We start from the raw sequence: 22,057 nt of genomic DNA, 5'->3' as shown, positions 1-22,057 counted from the left end.
GTGTCAGCTCAGGAATGGTCGGAATGGCAGTTCGATCAGGGTCATCACAATCCCCACCAGAGCACCGACCATGGCGCGGAATGGACCAGTGTTCAGCAGCAGGATAATGCCAATGAAGATGAACGGTCCCAGGCGCTCGATGCTGGCGAATTTGTGCGCGAGCTCGCGTGGCAGCAATGAGGTCACAATACGGCCGCCATCCAGCGGTGGGATAGGGATCAGGTTAAAGGCGCACATGACGGCATTGGCAATCACACCGGCCCGGCACACTTCAATGAAGAAGCGCTCCGTCACGCCAAAATTGATCATCAACACCAGCAACAGCATCCACCCCAGCCCCATTGCAAAATTTGCGGCGGGGCCGGCGGCAGCAACAAAGCCCATCTGCTTCTTCGGATTGCGCAGGCGGTTGAAATCGACCGGCACCGGCTTGGCGTAACCGAATGCCATGTTCAATGGCGACAGCAAAAGAAGAATCGGCAAAATGATAGTGCCGAACAAGTCGATATGCCGCATTGGGTTTGGGCTCAGTCGACCCAGCTTTTCAGCGGTGTTGTCGCCAAAATAACGGGCAACGTAACCGTGCGCAGCTTCGTGTAGAGAAATCGCAAAAAGGACGGGAATCGCGTAGACCGCAATGTTGCGGATAACCTGGTCAAAATCGTTCATAACTGGGATTCTATCAGAGGGCTTCGACCGCCCCGCCGGGTGCCTGTTGCGCGGGCGGTGCGATGAATAAAGGGGTCACAGGCCGAGGGCGGCGGGGTCGCCGCGGCCGGCGCGGACCAGTTCCGGCTCGTCGCCGGTCAGGTCCACCACGGTGGTAGGTTCAAGGCTGCAGGCGCCGCCGTCGATCACCAGGTCGACCTGCTTGCACAGGCGTTCCAGCACGATGTCGGGATCGGTCAACGGCTCATCGTCGCCCGGCAGGATCAGGGTGGTGCCGAGCAGCGGCTGGCCCAATTCGGCCATCAGCATTTCAGTGATCGGGTTTTGCGGCACGCGCAGGCCGATGGTTTTGCGCGAAGGGTGCGACAGGCGGCGCGGCACGCAGCGCGTCGCTTCCAGGATGAAGGTGTACGGCCCCGGCGTAGTCGCTTTCAGCAGGCGGAATTGCTTGTTGTCGACCCGGGCGTAGACGCCGATTTCACTGAGGTCGCGGCACAGCAGCGTCAGATGGTGCTTCTCGTCGATGCCGCGGATGCGGCGCAGCTTCTCCACCGCCGCCTTGTCGTCCAGGTGACACACCAGCGCATAGCAGGAATCGGTCGGCAGCGCGACAATGCCGCCGCCATGAATGATCTGCGCCGCCTGCTTGATCAGCCGAAGCTGCGGATTGTCCGGGTGTACCTGGAAGAATTGGGTCATGTTTTAACGTAGCTGTTGCAAGGCTGCGATGCGTTCTTCAATCGGAGGATGGCTGGAGAACAGCGCCGCCCAGCCACTCGGCGAGGTGATGCCGGATGCCGCCATCCCTTGCGGCAGTTCGCCCGGATGCACGCCGCCAAGGCGCGCCAGGGCATGCTGCATCGGCACCGTGGAGCCCAGCAAGCGCGCCGAGCCCGCGTCGGCGCGGAATTCACGCCGGCGCGAGAACCAGGCAACAATCATCGAGGCAATCAGGCCAAACAGCAGTTCGCATACGAAGACGGTGACCATGTAGCCAATGCCCGGGCCACGGCGCTCCTCATCCTTGTTCAGCATACCATCCACCACCGACCCGACGATACGGGCCAGGAACACCACGAAGGTATTCACCACGCCCTGGATCAGGGTCAGCGTCACCATGTCGCCGTTGGCGATGTGCGCCACCTCGTGGCCCAGCACAGCCTCGACCTCTTCCTTGTTCATCGACTGCAGCAAGCCGCTGGACACCGCCACCAGCGCATCGTTCTTGAAAGCGCCCGTCGCGAAAGCATTGGCGTCGCCCTCGTACACTGCGACTTCCGGACGGCCGATACCAGCCTTGTCGGCCAGCGCGTGCACCGTGCCAACCAGCCACTGCTCGGTCGAATTCTGCGGCTGCTCGATCACGCGCGCACCGGTCGACCACTTGGCCATCGGCTTGGACATCAGCAGCGAAATGATGGAGCCGGTAAAGCCGACTACCACGGAAAACGCCAGCAAGCCGCCCATGCTCGTTCCCGAGCCAGGCCGTCCGATACCCAGCAGGGACAGGACAATCGAGAGCACCACGACAACCGCCAGGTTGGTGGCAATGAACAGGATGATGCGTTTCATAGAGCGGCCTCCGGTCAGCTTTACCGAACGTTAATCTATGGCCGGCAGCAGGGTTTTACAAGTCCCCGGTCAGAACCAGTCATGCCAGACCGGCGTCACATTGCCCGGCAATGGCGGCAGCAGGCGGAAATCAACCCTTGCTTCGCCCGGCGCGTGGAAATCTGTCCCGCGCGAGGCCAAAAAGCCGTAGCTGTTAGCCAGGTTAGCGTACTTCGGATACTGGTCCGGCGTATGCGACCCGGTCACGACCTCGATTGCCGTCCCGCCGAGCTGCTTGAATTCGTCGAACAGCACGCCCTCCTGCATCGGCGTGAACTTGTAGCGCCCCGGATGGGCAATCACCGCAATCCCGCCCGCCCCGAGAATCCAGCCCACGGCATCCTGCAACGATGCCCAGCGATGCTCGACAAAGCCCGGCTTGCCCGGCGCAAGGTACTTGCGGAACACTTCCGACACCGACGCGCAAATGCCCTGCTCCACCAGGAAGCGGGCAAAGTGCGTGCGCGACATCAGGGAAGGGTTGTCGACGTACTCCAGCGCACCCTCGTAGGCGCCCGGAATACCGGCCAGTTCCAGCTGGCGCCCGATTTCGCGGCCACGGTTGTCGCGCCCCGAACGGGTATCCTCCAGCCCTTTCAGCAAACCGGCATTGTTCTCATCGACCTGCAGGCCGACAATGTGCACCGTCTCGTTTGCCCAGGTAATGGAAATCTCCACGCCCGGCACAAAGCGCATACCGTAAAGCTGCGCCGCCGCGCGCGCAGCAGCGACGCCGCCAACTTCATCGTGGTCAGTCAGGGCCCAGACATTCACACCCGCCTTGTGGGCATGCTCGGCCACTGCCGCAGGGGGCAGCACGCCGTCGGACACGTTCGAATGGCAATGGAGATCTACGTTCAGCATACAGGTTGCAATATTGCGAAGCTTTCATTGTACGCTGAAAGCTCAGGCCAGGAATTCCTCCAGCATTTGCGCCAGCATTTCCGGCTGGTCGTGGTGCAGCATATGGCCGGCGTCGGGCATCATTTTCGGCGTGACCTTGGCCAGGTGGCCCAGGCGGCGGTTGATTTCGGCGCGCGCCTCGTCCTTGGGCCCCATCCACAGCCACATATTGGTGTCTTCCGCTTCCACCCACAGCACCGGCGCCGTGATCTTCTTCCAGCAGGCCAGCACTTCCTCCACGCGATATAGCGAAGGCCCCGGACGCTTATGCACCGGGTCGCCCAGGATCTCCCAGCGGCCATCGGCGTTTTGCGCCGACCAATGGCTGGCAAGGAACGCGGCCCGCTCGTCGGACAGGCGCGGATTGGTCTTTTGCAGGCGGGCGGCGACGGCAGCCTGCGAATCGTAGGTGCGCATTTCCGGCTCCACCAGCAGTTCGTCCAGCCACTTGCGCATGCGCGACGGCGCCTGCTGCGGCACGGTTGCCTTCAGGCCGAAGCCCTCCAGGTTGATCAGGCGGCGGATGCGCTCCGGGCGCACCCCTGCGTACAAACTGACAACATTGCCGCCCATGCTATGGCCCAGCAGGTTGACCTCGCCCTCCGGCTGGTAATGGCGCAGGATGGCGTCCAGGTCGGCCACATAGTCGGGGAACCAGTAGGTATCCGTGCCATTGCGCTCGGTCAGGCCGAAGCCGCGCCAGTCCGGGGCGATCACATGCCAGTCGCCCTTCAAGCAATCGACCACGAACTGGAAGCTGGCGCCCACGTCCATCCAGCCATGCACCATGAAGACCTTGGGCGCGCCTTCGCGGCCCCAGTGCAGCACGTGGGTGCGCTTGCCGCGCACATCGATGAACTCGGAACGGGATGGAATCATGGCGCCTGCCTTAAAATGGGTGAATCAGAATAATAGCACGACCGTTCTAAAATCTGCTTGACGTACAATAGCGCCACTTCCCCTCCCCCTTACCGGACCGTCCATGACAATTTACCAGCTTGGCGAACACGCGCCAGAGATTGATGCTTCCGCTTTCGTGGCGGAGAATGCGACTTTGATCGGCAAGGTGACATTGCAAGCGAACAGCTCCGTCTGGTTCGGTGCAACCATCCGCGGCGATAACGAGCGCATCACAATTGGTGAAAACAGTAATGTGCAGGAAGGCACGGTAATGCACACCGACATGGGCTACCCGCTCACGGTGGGCAAGGATGTGACCATCGGCCACCAGGCCATGCTGCATGGCTGCACCATCGGCGACGGCTCGCTGATCGGCATCCAGGCCGTGGTCCTGAACGGCGCCAGGATCGGCAAGGGTTGCCTGGTCGGCGCCGGCGCCCTGGTCACCGAGGGCAAGGAATTCCCCGACAACTCGCTGATCGTCGGCGTACCTGCCAAGGTAGTGCGCCAGCTGACAGCGGAAGACGTGGCGCGCCTGGTGGGCAGCGCCGACAGCTATGTCAAACGTGGCCAGCTGTTCAAGTCGCAACTGAAAAAGATTGGATAAAAACAATGACGAACACCCCGGATACCCTGCAGAAGTTTGTTTTCGAAGATGCCGCCGTGCGCGGTGAGCTGGTCGACATTTCCGCCACCTGGCGCGAAATCGTGGCTCGCCACCACTACCCGGTTGCCGTCAAACGCCTGCTGGGACAAATGGTGTCGGCGGCCGCGCTGCTGTCGGCCAACCTCAAGTTCAACGGCTCGCTGATCATGCAGCTGCATGGCGACGGCCCGGTGCGCCTGCTGGTGGTGGAATGCGATTCCGACCTGCGCGTACGTGCCACCGCCAAGATGAATTCGGAATTCGCAATTGCGGAAGACGCGGGCCTGCAGGCGCTGGTCAACGCACAGGGCCAAGGACGTTTCGTGATCACGCTGGACCCAGCCGAGAAGGTGCCCGGCCAGCAGCCTTACCAGGGCATCGTGCCGCTGGACGGCGAAGACGTCGCGACCGTGATCGAGCACTACATGCTGCGCTCCGAGCAGCTCGACACCAAGCTGTGGCTGGCAGCCAACGATGAAGTTTCGCGCGGCCTGCTGCTGCAAAAATTGCCGCTGCATGGCGGCAAAGCGGAAGCGACTGCGCACGCTGCCGAAGTGGCGCAGGAAACCTGGACCCGGGTGGGCATGCTGGGCGATACGCTGAAGGAAGCGGAGATGCTGGAGCACGGCATCGATGAGCTGCAAAAGCGCCTGTTCTGGGAAGAGACCCTGCGCGTGTTCGAGCCGCTGCAGCCAACGTTCCATTGCTCCTGCACCCGCGAAAAGGTCGGCAATATGCTCAAGATGCTGGGCCAGCAGGAAGTGGAAGACGCCCTGTCCGAACAAGGCAAGCTGGGCATCAACTGCGACTTCTGCGGCAAGCACTACGAATACGACGCCGTCGACTGCGCCCAGCTCTTCGTCACCGACGCCCCGGCCGAAGCCCTGATCCACGGCTCCGAAGCCAAGCACTAACCACAGCCCAGCCCGTGTCACACCATGGGGTCACACCCCAAATGTGACACGGGCTCAACTGCAATCAAAGACTGCGCGTCAGATCCACCCACGCTTGCGCTTGCGGTTTTGCGCGCTCGCGCACGCCGAAGAACGTCACCACCAACTCGCCATCCTTGTCGAAGAACTCGACCGACGTCACACCCGCGCGCTGCACCACGTAGCCGCTCTTCAACGCACTTTCGCGAACGTGCAGGTTGAACTCCGGATCCAGCACGTTGTACCAGTCGCCGCTGGCCGCGGTCTTGGTAATCTTGCCGCTGTAAATCTGCGTCGCCGCCCCATTCCCCAGGAAGGCCATGATCGGCATCTGCTGCTTCGCCGACTCATCGAGCAGCTTGCGCAGCGCCTGCGGGCCGGTCTTCTGCACTGCGCCTTGCGGCGCCAGGCGCATCGCCTGCTCGCGGGTCAGCTTGAACTCGCTGACGATGCGGTTGAACTGGTGCACATCAGTCATCTCCTTCCACGCGAGCTGGAATTCTTTGACGTCAACTGCGCTGTCGGGCAGTTCCGGTGTTTTCGGCGCAGCGGCAACAATCTTCAAGTCGCCCGCCTGCTGCGGATGCTTGAAGTCCGCCACGATCTTGTCGAATACCGCCACGCCTGCCTCGCTCTTCACATAGACTTTGTGCGCGGCGTTACCTTGCGCGTCAAAGAACTGCAGGCTGCGGCTGGTCGTGCCATCGCGCGCCGGCTGCACCACCGCAAACGCATGCTTCCAGTTGGCGAAATGGAAGCGCATGTCGATCTCGCCACCCAGGTAGCCGCCAGCCACCGCGCGCAAGCGCTCCTTGTCGGTGAACGATTCCGGCTTGGCCCTGGTTGCTACGCCGGTGCGCTCCAGCACGCCGTTTTCATTGCGGGTCAACGCCAGCACAGTGCCCAGGTCCAGCGCACGGATCATGATGTCGTTCACCGCGTATTCCGCATCCGATAGCCGCGTCACTGTCTTGCCGATACCTGTTGCCAGCAGCTCCGCTTCAGAGCTGCCCAGCGTGCGCGCCGCATCGCGGATCTGCAGCTTCGGCTGCTCGGCGCGCAGTGTATTCCACCGGTCCGCCAGCGAAGGGGCCGGCGACGCTGCGCTCACGGTGCCGGCTGCGATTGCGATGAGGCCAGTCAGTACCAGCAATGCATAAATCTTCTTCGTCTTCATATTCTTCTCCTTATCAGTACGTCAGTTTGAAATTGACTGCCAGGTGGCGGCCAGGGCGAGCCTGGCGTTCGATCTCGGCCTGTGCGATGGCCGTGGTGCCGGCGGCCAGCGTGCGCACGGCGGCGTAATCCCAGTACTTCTTGTCGCCCAGGTTGTAGATGCCGGCGTTCAGCTCTGCGTGCTTGCCGATCTTCCAGTAGCCGGCCAGGTCGACAACAGTGGCGGAGGGCACGGCGAAATATGCCGCCGGCTGCGCCTGGGCCGCAGCAACCTCAGGCTCAGCCTGCTTGCCGCGCGTATGGAAAGCCGTCAGCGAGGCGCCACCCCGCTTTTGCGGGTCGTCCCAGGCCAGGCTCGCGGTGGCCTTGTAAGGCTGGATAGAGTTCATGCCGGCCTTCTTGCCGGTGCGTTGGTTCTGCAGCGTGCCGCGCGAGGCGCCGGCTGCCAGCGAGGCGCTGAAGCCTTGCAGCTCGGGGACGACCTTGCCCAGCTCCGCCACCGCCGAAAGCTCGCCGCCCCAGCTGCGGGCATTGCCGATGTTCTCGGGGCGGAACAGGCCGAAGGTGATGGTCGGGAAGTTGACCGGGTCGGCCGGCTGCGCCGCGTATTCGATGAAGTTCTTATAGCGGTTATAGAAAGCCGATGCGCTCACCATCAGCCAGCGCGATGCATGGCCGCGCAAGCCAAGCTCGAATGCATTGCTGCTTTCCTTGCCCAGGTTCGGGTTGCCCAGCGTGGCGTAGCCATTGCCGGCGCCGGTATAGCTGAACGAGTCATAGGTACCGGTACGCTCGGCAGCTGTCGGCATGCGGTAGCCGCGCGTGAACTTGCCGTACACGTCGAAGTCCGGCGCCAGCGCCACCGTCAGGCCGAGGCTGGGCGACAGATATCTGTCGCTGTCTTCCTTGACCTCCGTGGCGGCGCCCGGCACGGCGATTACATAGTTCTTCAGGTTTTTCGGCTCCAGCTTGCGGTATTCGGCACGCAGGCCAGGCGCCAGCGTTGCGCGCAAGCCAGCCAGGGGGAACAAGTATTCGCCGCGCACGAAGGCAGACAGCTTGAGCGTGTCCATATCCGCCATGCGGTTCTTATTGGTGACCTGGTGCGCGCCGCTTGCCAGTACGGTGCGGTCTTCACGCCAAGGGCGGCGTGATTCCTGGTCCTCCACTGTCGCACCGAACGCAATGCTGTCGGCCCCGAACTGGCGTATAGCGCTGGCTGCCAGGCCCTTGTTCTTGTTAAGAAATGCGGTGTCGATGCTGCGCGCGTAGCGCTGCGGGCCAACGACGTAGGCCGCATTGGTGTGATCCTCGACTCGCGCGTCCTGCACATAGGCACGGCTCTCGACCAGCCAGGGGCCGGCTGCCAGTTCATGCTCCACACTGAAGCGGTTGCGCCGCGTGCGGGAAGACTGCATGGCGCCTTGCGGGTAGGAGGTGCCCAGCTTGTTGTCAAACCCGCGTTCGTGCTCGGAGCGGAAAGCGTCGAACGTGAAGCCCAGCTTCTGCCCGGGCGCCAGCCCCCACGCCAGCTTGGCCAGCAAGGCGTCGGAATTCCAGTCGTCCGGGTTGGGCGCCGCGCTTCCTTCGCTCTCCGCCTGTTCTCCGCTGCGATGCACGGCCACGGCCAGCGCTTGCAGCTTGCCTAACTGCGCGGCGCCGGTCAGGGCGTGCAGGCGCGCATGGTTGGCGCCGTGGTAGCCCGCTTTGTACTCGGCGTACGTTGGCTTGCCGGCGCTGACGTAATCCGACGGCGCCTTGGTCACGAACGACACCTTGCCGCCCAGGCCCGCACTGCCGCTATCGGCCGCCGTACTGCCGGCGCCAATGCGCACTTCGCGGAACGTCTCGGGATCGAAATAGTCGCGCCCCACGCCGAAGCTGTTCAGCGTTGAGCTGTCCGGCCGTGGCGCTGCATCAGGCAGCGCAATGCCATCGAGGTCGAGGCCGATGCGGTTGCCTTCCACGCCGCGGATATTGAAACCGGTATTGCCCGCACCGTCCCAGATATTGGCGCCGCCGCTCAGCGCCGAGGGAACGGCAACCAGCGTTTCGTAGCGGGCGATCTGCGACATATCGGTCACGCCGCGCTTATCCAGCGCGCGCGCGTCGATGGTTTTGGTTTCTTCAGGCTTGGCGGTGACGAGGATTTCGCCGAGGCGAGTCGCCTCCTCGGCGTGGGCGTGCGCGCCCAAGGCGGCAGCCAGCAACAGCGCCAGGCGCTGCGGCCGCAATACGGTTGCAGTCATGATGGTCCAGTCGAGAGTCAGTCAATTGCTGGCTCAAGGCTGGCACGGAAATACCATTTTAATGCGAATAATTCTCATTCGCAAGAGCTACTCTCCTGGCGCACGAGATTTGGAGTATGCTGGGCGCCTTCTGTTTTTGCCCAGGATACCCGATGCTGCCTTCCCGTTTTTCGACCGCAGTCCTTGCCGCCAGCCTGCTGGCCTCCCCACTCGCTTTCACCCAGGCCCTGGCAGCACCGGCCGCAAAACAGCAAGCCAGCCAGGCCAGCCGCCAATTGGCGCAATTGGCCAATGATTTCCACGTTGCGCGCGCCCGTTTCGATCCGCTCCTGTTTGCAACCGCTAACGGCGACCCGCGCTACAACGACCAGATCGGCATGGCGATTTCGCCGGCAGTGCGCGCCAGGCAGTTCGCTACGTACCGCCAGATGCAAAAGCGCCTCGCCAGGATCCCGCGCGTCCAACTGGCGGACCAGGAGCAGATGACGCTGGACCTTCTGGCCTATGAGCTCGACGCAGCGCTGGCATTGGCCCCCTTCCCCGAACACCTGCTGCCGCTGAACCACTTCGATAACATTCCAAGCACCTTGGCCAATTACGCCGGCGGCACCGGCTCGCAGCCACTGGGCACGGTCAAGCAATACCAGGACTACCTGAGCCGCGTGCGCCAGCTGGCGCCGTGGATCGACCAGGCCAACGCCAATATGCGCGAAGGCATCCAGCAAGGCATCGTGCAGCCTAAGCCGATCACGCAAGCGATGCTGCCGCAGATGACTGCCCTGCGCAGCGCGACCGCTGAAGCCAGCGTCTACTACTCGCCGATCAAACGCATGCCGGCCAGCTTCAGCGACGACGACAAGCAGCGCCTGGCGCGCGACTACCGCGCCGCCGTGGAGAAACTCAATCCAGCGCTGGAGCGCCTGGTGAAATTCCTGGAAGCGGAATACCTGCCGGCCAGCCGCGACAGCACCGGCTGGAGCGCCCTGCCAAACGGCGACGCATGGTACAAGGCCCGCATCAACGACAGCACCACCCTGCCGCTCACGCCGCAGGACGTGCACGAGCTTGGCCTGAAGGAAGTGGCCCGCATCAGCGCGCAAATGCAAACCCTGATGGGCAAGCTGGGTTACGACGGCCCGGCGCAAGCCTTCCCGCAATGGGTGCGCGACCAGAAGCAGTTCAAGCCTTTCACCAGCGAAGCGGAAGTGCTGGCCGAGTACCGCAAGATCTATGACACGGTGCAGGCCAAGCTGCCGGCCTATTTCACCCTGGTTCCAAAATCCAGACTGGTGGTCGACCTGGAGCCCGAGCTGACCCGCGCCACCGCCTCCGACCATTACACCCCGCCCGCGGCCGACGGTTCGCACCCTGGCGTGTTCTGGGCCGTCGTCAACGATCCAAAAGATTACAGCCGCACCGGCATGGCCAGCCTGCTGCTGCACGAAGGCGTGCCGGGCCACCACTTCCATGCCGCGCTGCTGAAGGAAATGCCGTTGCCCGACTTCCGCATGTTCAGCACGGAGAACCAGAACAATGCCGCCTACACCGAAGGCTGGGCGCTGTATTCGGAAACCCTGGGCAAGGACTTCGGCCTGTATGAGGATCCGGTATGGTACTACGGCCACCTGAACGCGGAAATGCTGCGCGCAGTGCGCCTGGTGGTCGACACCGGCATGCATGCGCTGGGCTGGAGCCGCGAAAAGGCCATCGCCTACATGGTCGAAAAACAGGGTGTATCCGAAGCGCGCGCCAAGAACCAGATCGAGCGCTACATGGTCTGGCCGGCGCAAGCCTTGAGCTACAAGGTCGGCTCCTTGAAAATCCTGGAACTACGCGACAAGGCGCAGCGTGAGTTGGGCGACAAATTCAACTACCCGGACTTCCATGCCGTGGTGCTGGGCGACGGCACCTTGCCATTGCCGCTGCTGGAAGCTCGCGTCAACGCCTGGATCGCACGCACCAAGGGCCCGGCCATGTGAGAATTTGCGTATCTCTTGGCCAGGGGGGAATGTTATGCTCGGCGCTATGAAAACCATCATTCTTTCTCTCGCCGTTGTCCTTGGCAACGGCATCGCCGCAAGCTGCATGGCGCAAAGCGCCCAGCCGGAATACGCCATCAAGGAGGATACGCCGCGCACCGGCTCGCACATCACGCGCAATGCCATCAACACGCAAACGATCGCGCTCAACAAGCGCTACCAGGAACTGAGCGCCGAAGACAAGGCCAAGCTGCACAGCTGGTGGGAGTCCATGCCGGAGGGAGACGAGCCGCCTTTTCCGGAACGCGGGCTCAAGCCGATTCATGCGGCTATTCTGAAGGGACAGGCCAAGCTTTTGGCTCAAGGGGAGTTGTACTTGATTGTGACTGTCGACGGCAATGGGGATGTATCGCAGGTCAAGGCAATTGGCTCGCCCAGCCCGGAAATGACAAAGTTTGCCGCCTCAGTGGTCGGGCTGACGAAGTTCAAACCGGCTGTTTGCGCCGGCAAGCCATGCCAGATGGACTTCCCATTCATCTACAACTTCCAAATCACGCATTAAGGCCGGGCATCGGCGGGGGCTGGCCTGGCCTGGTCCTTGCCGAGGATCTGAACGTAGATTTCATTCTGCTTGATCATGCTTAACTCGAAGCGCGCCCGCTCTTCGACAGCACCGGTGCCGTCTTTCAGGTCGTTCACTTCAGAAGCCAGCTTGGCATTACGCTGGCGCAGGCCTTCATTCTTTTCCTGCGCAGCAGCGACTTCTTTCTCCAGCTCGGCCACGCGCAGCCAGCCGCCCTTCCCCAGCCAAAGCGGGTATTGGATCAGCAACAGCAACAGGGCAAGGGCAACGGAAATCAGGCGCATTGGGTCAAAACTGAACCGGCCGGGGAGTCCCGGCCGGTGGGATTGCAATTACTTCAGATTATAGAACGCATCGCGGCCTGGGTAGGAAGCGATATCGCCCAGGTCTTCTTCAATGCGCAGCAGCTGGTTGTACTTGGCCATGCGGTCCGAACGGGACATGGAGCCGGTCTTGATCTGCAGCGCGTTGGTGCCGACAGCGATATCGGCGATGGTCGAATCTTCGGTTTCGCCGGAACGGTGCGAAATCACGGCGGTGTAGCCGGCGCGCTTTGCCATTTCGATGGCGGCGAAGGTTTCGGTCAGGGTGCCGATCTGGTTGATCTTGATCAGGATCGAGTTGGCGATGTCCTTCTGGATGCCTTCTTTCAGGATCTTGGTGTTGGTGACGAACAGGTCGTCGCCTACCAGCTGCACTTTCTTGCCCAGCGCGCCGGTCAGGTGCGCCCAGCCGGCCCAGTCGCCCTCGTGCATCGCGTCTTCGATCGAGATGATCGGGTACTTGTCGCACCAGGTAGCCAGCAGGTTGGTGAATTCTTCGGCCGACAGCACCATGCCTTCGCCTTCCAGGTGGTACTTGCCGTCCTTGTAGAATTCAGACGCAGCGCAATCCAGGCCGATGGCGATCTGGGTGCCCGCTTCGTAGCCGGCTTCTTCGATTGCCTGCATGATCAGCTTGATCGCATCTTCGTGCGAAGCCAGCGAAGGAGCGAAGCCGCCTTCGTCGCCCACGGCGGTGTTCATGCCGTTCTTGTGCAGGATCTTCTTCAGGGTGTGGAACACTTCGGCGCCGTAGCGGATCGCTTCCTTGAAGGATGGGGCGCCCACCGGGATGATCATGAATTCCTGGATGTCCAGGTTGTTGTCGGCGTGCGCGCCGCCATTGATCACGTTCATCATCGGCACTGGCATCTGCATCGCCCCGGAGCCGCCGAGGTAGCGGTACAGCGGCAGGCCGGCTTCTTCAGCAGCGGCTTTGGCAACAGCCATCGAGACTGCCAGCATGGCGTTGGCGCCCAGGCGGGACTTGTTCTCGGTGCCGTCCAGCTCGATCAGGGTACGGTCCAGGAAAGCCTGTTCATTGGCGTCCAGGCCCATGATGGCTTCCGAAATTTCGGTATTGATGTTTTCGCAGGCTTTCAGCACGCCCTTGCCGAAGTAGCGCTTGGCATCGCCGTCGCGCAGTTCGATCGCTTCGCGCGAACCGGTGGAAGCGCCGGACGGCACTGCGGCACGGCCCATGACGCCGGACTCCAGCAGGACGTCGCATTCCACGGTCGGATTGCCGCGCGAATCAATTACTTCGCGGCCGATGATGTCAACGATTGCACTCATGTGTTTTCTCCAAAGTTAAAGCAAATATCTGGGGCAAAATTGCTGCAAGAATAACAGACGTGACCAAAAAAAGGCCGCAGATAAAGCGGCCCTTTTGGATATGACTTAGTTGAAGTTGGACTCGAGGAAGCCAGCCTTCTTGGTGACGCGATCCAGTTCGATCAGAACGGACAGCAGTTCTTTCATGCGGCCGAGCGGCACGGCATTTGGGCCGTCCGACAGCGCTTGTGCGGGAACCGGGTGGGTTTCCATGAACAGGCCGGCCACGCCTACTGCCACGGCAGCGCGCGACAGCACAGGCACCATGTCGCGCATACCGCCCGACGAGCCGCCCTGGCCGCCCGGCAGCTGCACCGAGTGGGTTGCGTCGAACACCACCGGTGCGCCGGTTTCACGCATGATGGCCAGCGAACGCATGTCCGACACCAGGTTGTTGTAGCCGAAGGAAGCGCCACGCTCGCATGCCATGAAGTTGTCTTCGTTCAGGCCCTTGGCCTTGGCGGCGGCGCGCGCCTTGTCGATCACGTTTTTCATTTCGTGCGGCGACAGGAACTGGCCCTTCTTGATATTGACCGGCAGGCCGGATTCGGCGCAGGCGGTAATGAAGTCGGTCTGGCGGCACAGGAAGGCCGGGGTCTGGATCACGTCGACCACGGACGACACGGCGGCGATTTCTTCCACGGTGTGCACGTCGGTCAGCACCGGCACTTCCAGTTCACGCTTCACGTCGCCCAGGATTTCCAGGCCTTTTTCCATGCCCGGACCGCGGTACGAGGTACCGGAGGTGCGGTTGGCCTTGTCGAAGGAGGACTTGTAGATGAACGGGATGCCCAGTTCAGCGGTCATTTCCTTCAGCGCGCCGGCGGTGTCGAACGCCATCTGGCGCGATTCGATCACGCAGGTGCCTGCGATCAGGAAGAACGGTTTGTCCAGGCCTGCTTCAAAACCAGCGAGCTTCATGCTGCATTCTCCAAACGAGTGCCGGCTGCTTTATGCGCCAGGGCTGCCTTGATGAAGGACGTGAACAGCGGGTGGCCGTCACGCGGGGTCGATTTGAACTCTGGGTGGTACTGCACGCCCATATACCATGGGTGCGAATTGGCGCCGGTGCGCGGCAGTTCCATGATTTCGCACAGGTTCTCGTTCGGGGTGCGCGCCGCCACCACCAGGCCGGCTTCTTCCACGCGGGCCAGGTAATGGTTGTTCGCTTCATAGCGGTGACGGTGACGCTCGGTCACCACGCTGCCGTAGATCTCGGAAGCCAGGGTGCCCGGCTTCACTTCGCAGGTCTGCGCGCCCAGGCGCATGGTGCCGCCCAGGTCGGAGTTGGCGTCGCGCTTCTCGACCTTGCCGTCTTCGTTCTGCCATTCGTCGATCAGCGCCACCAGCGGCTGCTCGGTGTCCGGCTCGAACTCGGTGGAGTTGGCCTTGCTGAAGCCGGCCATGTGGCGTGCGTATTCGATCAGCGCTACCTGCATGCCCAGGCAGATGCCCAGGTAAGGAACCTTGGATTCACGGGCGAATTGCGCCGCCTTGATCTTGCCTTCCACGCCGCGCTTGCCGAAGCCGCCCGGTACCAGGATGGCGTCGAACTTTTCCAGTTCGGCGGTGCCCTTGCTCTCGATCTCTTCCGAGTCGATGTATTCGATGTTCACGCGCGACTCGGTGTGCAGGCCGGCGTGGCGCAGCGCTTCGGTCAGCGACTTGTAGGATTCGGTCAGTTCAACATACTTGCCCACCATGCCGATCGACACTTCCGCTTTCGGGTTTTCCAGGTTGTGGATCAGCTTTGCCCACATGGACAGGTCGGCCGGTGCCGGGTTCAGGTCCAGCGCCTCGCAGATGATCGCGTCCAGGCCCTGGTCGTGCAGCATCTGCGGCACTTTGTAGATGGTGTCCACGTCCCATACCGAAATCACGGCGCGTTCTTCGATGTTCGAGAACAGCGAGATCTTCGCCACTTCGTCCTCCGGGATCTTGCGGTCGGCGCGGCACAGCAGCGCGTTCGGGGAAATACCGATCTCGCGCAGCTTCTGTACCGAGTGCTGGGTAGGCTTGGTTTTCAGTTCGCCGGCCGATGCGATGTACGGCACCAGGGTCAGGTGGACGAAAGCGCAGTTCTTGCGGCCTGCGCGCAGCGACAGCTGGCGCGCGGCTTCCAGGAATGGCAGCGATTCGATATCGCCGACGGTGCCGCCGATTTCGCACAGGGCGACGTCGTAGCCTTCCGCGCCGCGGCGGATGTAATCCTGGATTTCATTGGTGATGTGCGGGATCACCTGCACGGTCTTGCCCAGGTACTCGCCGCGGCGTTCCTTGCGGATCACGGATTCGTAGATCTGGCCGGTGGTGAAATTGTTCACCTTGCGCATGCGGGTGGAAATGAAACGCTCGTAGTGACCGAGGTCCAGGTCAGTCTCAGCACCATCATCGGTAACGAAAACTTCACCGTGTTGCATTGGGCTCATGGTGCCTGGGTCCACGTTGATGTACGGGTCCAGTTTGAGCATGGTGACTTTGAGGCCTCGCGATTCGAGGATCGCGGCGAGGGAGGCGGCGGCAATCCCTTTACCGAGGGACGACACAACGCCACCAGTGACGAAGACAAATTTGGTCATTGCGAGATCGGCGCCGTGAAGGCGCGCAGCGGGAAATTGAAATTATAGCTCATTTTGGAAGCAAATGCGTGCGGCACCGAACAGACCCCTGCCCCGCCAAGCAGCAACAATGACTTTATTTCAACAGGAGGCCACCATGAGTCTTGATCGCGACGAATATGGCAACTATGTCGACACCGGCCACCAGGGCCCAGGTCCCCGCCTGATGGGCGCGGACACCCTGATCGGCGACCATGTCCATAACCTGCAGAATGAACACCTGGGCACGGTCAAGGAGATCATGCTCGACATGCAGACCGGTCACATCGCCTATGTGGTGATGGCATCCGGCGGCGTGCTGGGCATCGGCGAGAAACTGTTTGCGGTGCCGTTCGAAGCGCTATCGCTCGACACATCCAACCACCGCATGACGCTGAATATCGACAAGGAGCGCATCGAACAGGCGCCCGGCTTCGATAAAAACCATTGGCCGGATATGGCCAACCAGACCTGGGCCACTGAGCTGCACAATTTCTACGGCACCAGCAGCTCGACCAGCGGCCCAAGCCACCTTGACCAGAGCGCTCGTTAAAGCTCCAGGCGCATCGGGATAAAGCGTATCCCATGCATTTCCGCCACCGGGCCGGTAGCCGTGAAGCCGAGGTGGCGGTACATTCCTTCGGCGAAGGTGGATGAATTGACGGTAAAGTTGCCCGCATTGCCGCGCGCCAGCGCGCCAGCGCGGGCGCTCTCCCACAAGCGCTTGCCGACGCCCTGCCCGTGCCACGGCGAGCCGACGTAAAGGCTGAACAGGTGCGCGTTGTCGCGCACTGCAACGACACCGGCCAGCACGTCACCGTCGAAGGCGAGCTGGTAGCGGTAGGCTTCGTCTTGCAGGTTGCGGCGGATGATATCGGGCGACAGCGATACCAGGAATTCTTCCGCTCCACTTCCATCCGGTTCAATGGTCAGGTACGGCTGCAGCGACAGGATCAGCGCGCTGATCGCCGCAGCATCATCAGCTTCTGCCGGCCGAATCTCAAATCCTTCAAACTCCCGGAACAATGTTCTCTCCTTCAACCAGCACATAGCGGCCGCCATCGAATTTGTAGCGCGCCATGCCGCTTACGTACTTGCGCTTGCGCGATTCTGTTTCCGGCGCGCTCTCGGCACGCTCCTCGTCGTAACCAGTAAAGTGCAGCACCAAGTCGTCATATGGCGCGCCTTCGCGCTTTTCGAATTTCCATTTGCCGTCGACCGACCAGCAATGCGAGGTTTCCTCCCCGCAAGCGCCCTCGTTTTCCGAAGACAGCGACAGGTCGCCAGCCAGGTCGTGCAAGGTGCCATCTGCAAGGTCAAATACGGAGATCAGGTTGATCGAATAACCCTGCCAGATGCCGCCATGCTGCACGATGAATCCCGGCTTGCCTTCCCCCAGAGTGACCCACTCCACCTCACCAAAAGTACCGCTGGAGCCAAGTGATGCAACGTTCTCGTGACGCGCATCGGTCTTCCATTGGCCTCCCTCCTTGTGGAGGATGTAGGCGCTCAGTAGACCGGTCGTGACGTGGTAAGCCATTGCCTCTCCATTCGTATCCACCATCTGCGCATTGGCGACGACGACGACCCGGCCATCCGGCAGTTCGCGCATTGCGACCGGTTCCAGGCGATAGAGGCTCAGTTCGTCGCGCTTTTCCACATCCGGCAGCTCAACGTCCAGGTAGTTTTCGTGCGCAGCCCTGTCGCCATACACGGCCCGCAGAAGCTCCATCATGCGGGCGGTCTTTGGGTCGACCACCTGCTTCGCTTCCACCGCCACCGCTGTAGCTGATGCCGACGCTGGCTCGCCAAGCGCCGGCGGCTGCGCTTTTTTGCTGCAGGCAGCGAGCATCAGCGCGGCGCCAAACATTACCCATTTATTCGCCATCTGATGTCTCCGCAGGATTTTCGCCGCTGGCGAGGCGAATTCCCTTCTCGCTCAAAGCGTAGCGCGCTGTTGATTTGACTTTGCGCTGGTCGCGCGGGCCAAGGGCGGCTAGGTATTCGTCATAGGACGGCTCGGCACCGGCGGCATCTGTCAGCGCGTCGGCTTTTTGCTTAGCGTCCTCCGACCTTTGTTCAACGACGCCGCTGAAGGCGATCTCCAGGTCCGCATAGGCCTGCCCCTGGTTCTGCACAAGGCGCCATTCGCCGCTGATATTCCAGCAATGCGGGCGTTCGCCTTCGCAGTCGCCGTCATTGTCCGAATGGACGAGGATCGGTTTGCCTGCCAGGGCGCGCATGTCTTTCGCTGTCAGGTCGAACAGCGCCAGCGACTTCACCGACTGGCCACGGTTGCCGCTCTCGTCGACGATCGCAAAGCCAGGCTTGCCGGCACCCAGCGTCACCCAGGTCAATTCTCCGGCATTGCCATTGCTGCCCATGTCGGCGATCGATTCGTGCCGCCGGGTGACAGTCCATTTCCCATCAACCTTATCCAGCAGGAAGGCGCTGATGGTCGCCTGCAGCGCCATATCGCGCATACCGGGCTCTGGACTGCCTTGAGGAATTTCGCTGATAACCAGCGCCGCCTTGCCGTGCCCCAGATCTTTAAAGCCAAGCACCTCGCGGCCGTTGACAAGCGCGGCGTTGCCGAACACGGCACGCGTCAAGGCTTTCTCAAGATCCTGTTCTTCTTCGGGAGCGGCAACTGCCACGTCTTTCTGGGCAGCCGGTCTGGTTTCGGGGGTTCGTTGGCAAGCAGCGAGCAGGCATACAGCAAGAAGTGCTATTAATTTTCCATTCATGCAAAAAATTTTATCACCACCGACCCGCACACATTGTCATCAAAACTCACGGGCGCGCCATCTTGTCCTTATTGGAAGTCGCGGCTGGCCGTTGGCAGGCGGCCGAGCAAGTGCGACAAGTCGACCAGGCGGCGCGCGACGAGGTGGCGCACGATGCCTTCCTGCTGCCACACGCCGTACACCCCGAGCAATGAAGAGCCCAGCACTTCGCGCCGGTATTTTTCCACCAGGTCGGGCCAGACGATCACGTTGACGTAGCCTGTCTCGTCTTCGATGGTGACAAACAGCACGCCCTTTGCGGTGCCGGGCCGCTGGCGGCCGGTGACGATGCCGGCGCCCCGCGCCAGCTGGTTGTTGCTGAAGGTGTTCAGCACATCGGCCGGCAGGAAGCGCTTGGCCAGGAGCGCGGGGCGCAGCAACGCCAGCGGGTGGCGTCCCAGCGTTAAGCCTTGCGAGCGGTAGTCGCCGAGGATTTCTTCGCCCTCGGTTGGCGGCACCAGTTGCGGAGTCTCCTCCTCCACTTCGGTCGGCCGCAGCAAATCCTTGTCCGGCACCGCGCCCGCTGCATCCCACAGCGCCTGCCGGCGGTTGCCCGCCAACGAGCGCAAGGCATTGCCGCCGGCCAGCACTTGCAGGTCGTGACGATCCAGGTCGGCGCGCCGCGCCAGTTCAGTCACGCTGGCAAAGGGCCTGATCGCGCGCGTCTCTTCAATGCGCAGTGCGGCTTCAGCCCGCATGCCGCGCAGCAGCGCCATGCCAAGCCGCACCGCAGGCTGCCCTTCGCCCCCACGTTCTTCCAGCGATGATTCCCAGCCGCTGGAAGTGATATCCACCGGCCGCACCTCGACGCCATGCCGCTTCGCATCCTGCACCAGTTGCGACGGCGAATAGAAGCCCATCGGCTGGCTATTCAGCAGTGCGCACAGAAAGGCGGCCGGTTCGTGGCACTTGATCCATGAGCTCACATACGTCAGCCATGCAAAACTGGCCGCGTGCGATTCGGGGAAGCCGTACTCGCCGAAGCCTTGGATTTGCTGGCATATCTGCAGCGCAAAAGCTTCGTCATAGCCGCGATCCACCATACCCGACACAATGCGCGGCTGGTATTTTTCCAGGCCGCCCTTGCGCTTCCAGGCAGCCATCGAACGCCGCAACTGGTCGGCTTCGCCCGGCGTGAAGCCGGCAGCGTCGATCACTACCTGCATCACCTGCTCCTGGAAGATCGGTACGCCCAGCGTGCGGCCAAGCGCTTTTTTAAGTCCCGGCGGGTAGTCGACCTTCGCATTGCCCATGCGCCGCTGCAGGTAGGGGTGCACCATGCCGCCCTGGATCGGTCCGGGCCGCACGATCGCGACTTCGATCACCAGGTCGTAAAACACTTGCGGCTTCAGGCGCGGCAGCATGCTCATTTGTGCCCGCGATTCGATCTGGAACACGCCGATGGTGTCGGCCTGGCAGATCATTTCGTAGGTGGCGGGATCTTCGCGCGGCACGTCCTGCATGGTGAAGATTTCACCGCGGCGCACGCTGACCAGGTCAAAGGCGCGACGCAGCGCAGACAGCATGCCCAGCGCCAGCACGTCCACCTTCAGCAAGCCCAGTTCTTCCAGGTCGTCCTTGTCCCACTGGATCACGCTGCGATCTTCCATGGCCGCGTTTTCGATTGGAACCAGGCGCGATAGCTTGTCCTGCGAAATAACGAAGCCGCCCACGTGCTGCGACAAATGGCGCGGGAAACTGAGGAATTGCAGCACCAGATGGGCCCACTGGTGCGCCACCGGCGATTCCGGGTCCAGCCCGCATTCTGCGAAGCGCTCCATCAGCTCGTGCTTGCGGTCGAACCAGCGGTGCGATTTGGCGACCTTCTCGACGATTTCCAGGTCCACGCCCAGCGCCTTGCCGCTATCGCGCAGCGCGCTCTTGGTGCGATAGCAAATGACTGTCGCCGCCAACGCCGTGCGATGGCGGCCGTATTTGCGGTAGATGTACTGGATCACCTCCTCGCGGCGCTGGTGCTCGAAATCGACGTCGATGTCGGGCGGCTCATCGCGCTCGATCGACATGAAGCGCCCTACTACGCTGTTGCCGAGCGCGGGATCGACTTCGGTAATTCCAAGGCAGTAGCAGACGGCCGAATTGGCGGCCGAGCCTCGCCCCTGGCACAGGATTTCCTGCGAGCGCGCATAGCGCACGATGTCGTACACCGTCAGGAAAAAATACTCGTACTTCAGTTGCGCCGCCAGCGCCAGCTCTTCCTCGATCTGTTTCTGCACATTGGCCGGCACACCGGCCGGATAGCGGCGGTGGGCGCCGATATAGGTTTCCTGGCGCAGGAAGCTGGACGGCGTATGCCCCGGCGGGATCAACTCGTTCGGATATTCGTAGCGCAGCTCTTCCAGCGAGAACTGGCACAGACCGGCAATACGCACCGTCTCTTCCAGCACTTGCGGCGCATAGACGTTGGCCAGGCGCAGGCGCGAACGCAAATGCTGCTCGGCGTTCTGCCCCAGTTCATAACCGCATTCGCTGACCGGCTTGCCAACCCGCACCGCCGTCAGCGTGTCATGCAGCGGCTTACGGGAACGCACGTGCATGCACACGTGGCCGGCGGCGACCATCGGCAAGGCATGCTGCAGCGAGACTTCCTCGATCGCCGTGCCGTGCGCTTCGTCGAAGGCGCGGCCCAGCATGGTTGTGGCGAGCCAGGTGCGTTCGCCAAAGGTGGCGGCCACCCAGGATGCCTGCCGGTGCAGGCGCTCCACCTCGGCCGGATACTCCGGCAGCAGGAGCAGCAGGCAATCCGGCAGGCCGCGCAAATGTTCGCGCTCAGGCGGCGGGTTGGCGAAATCGTCCGGATGCAGCTCATAACTGCCCTTGCCGGCGCGCATGCGGCCGAGGGTGATCATCTCGGACAGGTTGCCATAGCCATTGCGGTTGGTCGCCAGCGCCAGCAGCGAAAGCGCGGGACTGCCGTCGGCATGGGTCAGGTGGAAGTGGGCGCCGATCAGCAGCTTCAGGCCAGCCTGCTTGGCCTCGCCATGCGCCCGCACCACGCCGGCCAGCGAACACTCATCCGTGATGGCCAGCGCGCTATAGCCGAGTTTTACCGCGCGCTCCACCAGCTCTTCAGCATGGGAGGCGCCGAGTAAAAATGAAAAGTTTGTCAGGCAAAACAGCTCCGCATAGGCGGGCAGCCCGGCGCGCGATAACTGTATATCCATACAGTATTCTACACCGCTTCCAGCCCACCGCGCCACCCCGTTGTCATGCCCTGCTGCGCACCAGGCTCGACGGCCAGGTCCTGATCGGCGGCGCCGAATATGTATGATCCGCAACACCGGGCGTGGCGTGGTTGCAACGTAAACCTGTCATTTGTGAACGCTGCATAAATGTAGTTCGGCTAGAATCAA

The 22,057-nt window shown here is 62.0% G+C and carries 20 protein-coding genes; 5 read left to right on the top strand and 15 right to left on the bottom strand.

Annotation, left to right across the window (positions count from 1 at the left end):
* Nucleotides 1-3: 3 nt before the first annotated feature.
* The 5 genes from ASE26_RS01130 to ASE26_RS01110 form a co-directional block, all read right to left on the bottom strand.
* Nucleotides 4-669, bottom strand: a complete 666-nt coding sequence (locus ASE26_RS01130) for a site-2 protease family protein (RefSeq protein ID WP_055931025.1) — start codon at nucleotides 667-669, stop codon at nucleotides 4-6.
* A 75-nt stretch (nucleotides 670-744) separates the two neighbouring features.
* Nucleotides 745-1,368 (bottom strand): L-threonylcarbamoyladenylate synthase, encoded by a 624-nt coding sequence (locus tag ASE26_RS01125; protein ID WP_057245463.1) that lies wholly within the window; start codon nucleotides 1,366-1,368, stop codon nucleotides 745-747.
* Between the two features lie 3 nt (nucleotides 1,369-1,371).
* The gene (gene htpX, locus ASE26_RS01120) at nucleotides 1,372-2,241 is read right to left on the bottom strand and encodes a protease HtpX (protein WP_057245462.1); all 870 of its coding nucleotides are present in this window, start codon (nucleotides 2,239-2,241) and stop codon (nucleotides 1,372-1,374) included.
* A gap of 69 nt (nucleotides 2,242-2,310) precedes the next feature.
* On the bottom strand, nucleotides 2,311-3,144 hold the full coding sequence (locus tag ASE26_RS01115) for a 3',5'-nucleoside bisphosphate phosphatase (protein WP_057245461.1): 834 nt from the start codon (nucleotides 3,142-3,144) through the stop codon (nucleotides 2,311-2,313).
* A 42-nt stretch (nucleotides 3,145-3,186) separates the two neighbouring features.
* Nucleotides 3,187-4,062, bottom strand: coding sequence for an alpha/beta fold hydrolase (locus ASE26_RS01110; RefSeq protein WP_055931012.1), 876 nt, complete (start codon nucleotides 4,060-4,062; stop codon nucleotides 3,187-3,189).
* 103 nt (nucleotides 4,063-4,165) lie between these two features.
* Here ASE26_RS01110 and ASE26_RS01105 point away from each other — a divergent pair, with 103 nt between their 5' ends.
* Nucleotides 4,166-4,690, top strand: a complete 525-nt coding sequence (locus ASE26_RS01105; RefSeq protein ID WP_055931000.1) for a gamma carbonic anhydrase family protein — start codon at nucleotides 4,166-4,168, stop codon at nucleotides 4,688-4,690.
* A gap of 5 nt (nucleotides 4,691-4,695) precedes the next feature.
* Nucleotides 4,696-5,643 (top strand): Hsp33 family molecular chaperone HslO, encoded by a 948-nt coding sequence (hslO, locus tag ASE26_RS01100; protein WP_057245460.1) that lies wholly within the window; start codon nucleotides 4,696-4,698, stop codon nucleotides 5,641-5,643.
* Nucleotides 5,644-5,707: 64 nt separating this feature from the next.
* Here the strand turns inward: hslO and ASE26_RS01095 are convergent, their stop codons facing one another.
* Both ASE26_RS01095 and ASE26_RS01090 read right to left on the bottom strand, forming a co-directional pair.
* Nucleotides 5,708-6,838, bottom strand: coding sequence for a hemin-degrading factor (locus ASE26_RS01095; RefSeq protein WP_057245459.1), 1,131 nt, complete (start codon nucleotides 6,836-6,838; stop codon nucleotides 5,708-5,710).
* A gap of 13 nt (nucleotides 6,839-6,851) precedes the next feature.
* A complete protein-coding gene (locus tag ASE26_RS01090) occupies nucleotides 6,852-9,086 on the bottom strand; it encodes a TonB-dependent receptor domain-containing protein (RefSeq protein ID WP_057245458.1) in 2,235 nt (744 codons plus the stop codon).
* Between the two features lie 152 nt (nucleotides 9,087-9,238).
* Here ASE26_RS01090 and ASE26_RS01085 point away from each other — a divergent pair, with 152 nt between their 5' ends.
* Entirely contained in the window at nucleotides 9,239-11,065 is a 1,827-nt protein-coding gene (locus ASE26_RS01085) for a DUF885 family protein (RefSeq protein WP_057245457.1), read from the top strand.
* A gap of 46 nt (nucleotides 11,066-11,111) precedes the next feature.
* Complete coding sequence (locus ASE26_RS01080; RefSeq protein WP_156409847.1) at nucleotides 11,112-11,627, top strand: energy transducer TonB; 516 nt, start codon at nucleotides 11,112-11,114, stop codon at nucleotides 11,625-11,627.
* Here ASE26_RS01080 and ftsB read toward each other — a convergent pair.
* The 4 genes from ftsB to ASE26_RS01060 all read right to left on the bottom strand — a co-directional run bounded on the left by ftsB (nucleotide 11,624) and on the right by ASE26_RS01060 (nucleotide 15,882).
* Nucleotides 11,624-11,932: a cell division protein FtsB gene (gene ftsB, locus ASE26_RS01075; RefSeq protein WP_055930980.1), complete on the bottom strand. Its 309-nt coding sequence runs from the start codon at nucleotides 11,930-11,932 to the stop codon at nucleotides 11,624-11,626. The genes ASE26_RS01080 and ftsB overlap by 4 nt on opposite strands.
* A 48-nt stretch (nucleotides 11,933-11,980) precedes the next feature.
* A complete protein-coding gene (gene eno / locus ASE26_RS01070) occupies nucleotides 11,981-13,264 on the bottom strand; it encodes a phosphopyruvate hydratase (protein ID WP_055930976.1) in 1,284 nt (427 codons plus the stop codon).
* Between the two features lie 105 nt (nucleotides 13,265-13,369).
* A complete protein-coding gene (gene kdsA, locus ASE26_RS01065; RefSeq protein WP_057245455.1) occupies nucleotides 13,370-14,224 on the bottom strand; it encodes a 3-deoxy-8-phosphooctulonate synthase in 855 nt (284 codons plus the stop codon).
* Nucleotides 14,221-15,882, bottom strand: coding sequence for a CTP synthase (locus ASE26_RS01060; RefSeq protein WP_055930970.1), 1,662 nt, complete (start codon nucleotides 15,880-15,882; stop codon nucleotides 14,221-14,223). Before ASE26_RS01060 ends, kdsA begins: the two co-directional genes overlap by 4 nt.
* Before the next feature lie 136 nt (nucleotides 15,883-16,018).
* Here ASE26_RS01060 and ASE26_RS01055 point away from each other — a divergent pair, with 136 nt between their 5' ends.
* Nucleotides 16,019-16,453, top strand: coding sequence for a PRC-barrel domain-containing protein (locus ASE26_RS01055; protein WP_057245454.1), 435 nt, complete (start codon nucleotides 16,019-16,021; stop codon nucleotides 16,451-16,453).
* Here ASE26_RS01055 and ASE26_RS29610 read toward each other — a convergent pair.
* The 4 genes from ASE26_RS29610 to ASE26_RS01035 all read right to left on the bottom strand — a co-directional run bounded on the left by ASE26_RS29610 (nucleotide 16,450) and on the right by ASE26_RS01035 (nucleotide 21,868).
* Nucleotides 16,450-16,926, bottom strand: a complete 477-nt coding sequence (locus tag ASE26_RS29610) for a GNAT family N-acetyltransferase (protein ID WP_229208100.1) — start codon at nucleotides 16,924-16,926, stop codon at nucleotides 16,450-16,452. The genes ASE26_RS01055 and ASE26_RS29610 overlap by 4 nt on opposite strands.
* A complete protein-coding gene (locus tag ASE26_RS01045; protein WP_057245453.1) occupies nucleotides 16,910-17,788 on the bottom strand; it encodes a hypothetical protein in 879 nt (292 codons plus the stop codon). Before ASE26_RS01045 ends, ASE26_RS29610 begins: the two co-directional genes overlap by 17 nt.
* Nucleotides 17,778-18,647, bottom strand: coding sequence for a hypothetical protein (locus ASE26_RS01040; RefSeq protein WP_156409845.1), 870 nt, complete (start codon nucleotides 18,645-18,647; stop codon nucleotides 17,778-17,780). Before ASE26_RS01040 ends, ASE26_RS01045 begins: the two co-directional genes overlap by 11 nt.
* Nucleotides 18,648-18,715: 68 nt before the next feature.
* Entirely contained in the window at nucleotides 18,716-21,868 is a 3,153-nt protein-coding gene (locus tag ASE26_RS01035; protein WP_057245451.1) for an error-prone DNA polymerase, read from the bottom strand.
* Between the last annotated feature and the right edge of the window lie 189 nt (nucleotides 21,869-22,057).

The organism is Duganella sp. Root198D2 (assembly GCF_001428585.1).
GTDB lineage: Bacteria > Pseudomonadota > Gammaproteobacteria > Burkholderiales > Burkholderiaceae_D > Rugamonas.
This window is presented reverse-complemented; position numbering and strand designations above follow the sequence as displayed.

Coding starts and splice junctions, on each gene's coding strand:
- ASE26_RS01035 (WP_057245451.1), bottom strand. CDS start 21,868: ATGGATATACAGTTATCGCGCGCCGGGCTGCCCGCCTATGCGGAGCTG.
- ASE26_RS01080 (WP_156409847.1), top strand. CDS start 11,112: ATGAAAACCATCATTCTTTCTCTCGCCGTTGTCCTTGGCAACGGCATC.
- ASE26_RS01090 (WP_057245458.1), bottom strand. CDS start 9,086: ATGACTGCAACCGTATTGCGGCCGCAGCGCCTGGCGCTGTTGCTGGCT.
- ASE26_RS01085 (WP_057245457.1), top strand. CDS start 9,239: ATGCTGCCTTCCCGTTTTTCGACCGCAGTCCTTGCCGCCAGCCTGCTG.
- ASE26_RS01040 (WP_156409845.1), bottom strand. CDS start 18,647: ATGAATGGAAAATTAATAGCACTTCTTGCTGTATGCCTGCTCGCTGCT.
- ASE26_RS01060 (WP_055930970.1), bottom strand. CDS start 15,882: ATGACCAAATTTGTCTTCGTCACTGGTGGCGTTGTGTCGTCCCTCGGT.
- ASE26_RS01125 (WP_057245463.1), bottom strand. CDS start 1,368: ATGACCCAATTCTTCCAGGTACACCCGGACAATCCGCAGCTTCGGCTG.
- ASE26_RS01130 (WP_055931025.1), bottom strand. CDS start 669: ATGAACGATTTTGACCAGGTTATCCGCAACATTGCGGTCTACGCGATT.
- eno (WP_055930976.1), bottom strand. CDS start 13,264: ATGAGTGCAATCGTTGACATCATCGGCCGCGAAGTAATTGATTCGCGC.
- hslO (WP_057245460.1), top strand. CDS start 4,696: ATGACGAACACCCCGGATACCCTGCAGAAGTTTGTTTTCGAAGATGCC.
- ftsB (WP_055930980.1), bottom strand. CDS start 11,932: ATGCGCCTGATTTCCGTTGCCCTTGCCCTGTTGCTGTTGCTGATCCAA.
- ASE26_RS01110 (WP_055931012.1), bottom strand. CDS start 4,062: ATGATTCCATCCCGTTCCGAGTTCATCGATGTGCGCGGCAAGCGCACC.
- kdsA (WP_057245455.1), bottom strand. CDS start 14,224: ATGAAGCTCGCTGGTTTTGAAGCAGGCCTGGACAAACCGTTCTTCCTG.
- ASE26_RS01055 (WP_057245454.1), top strand. CDS start 16,019: ATGAGTCTTGATCGCGACGAATATGGCAACTATGTCGACACCGGCCAC.
- ASE26_RS01105 (WP_055931000.1), top strand. CDS start 4,166: ATGACAATTTACCAGCTTGGCGAACACGCGCCAGAGATTGATGCTTCC.
- ASE26_RS01045 (WP_057245453.1), bottom strand. CDS start 17,788: ATGGCGAATAAATGGGTAATGTTTGGCGCCGCGCTGATGCTCGCTGCC.
- ASE26_RS01095 (WP_057245459.1), bottom strand. CDS start 6,838: ATGAAGACGAAGAAGATTTATGCATTGCTGGTACTGACTGGCCTCATC.
- htpX (WP_057245462.1), bottom strand. CDS start 2,241: ATGAAACGCATCATCCTGTTCATTGCCACCAACCTGGCGGTTGTCGTG.
- ASE26_RS01115 (WP_057245461.1), bottom strand. CDS start 3,144: ATGCTGAACGTAGATCTCCATTGCCATTCGAACGTGTCCGACGGCGTG.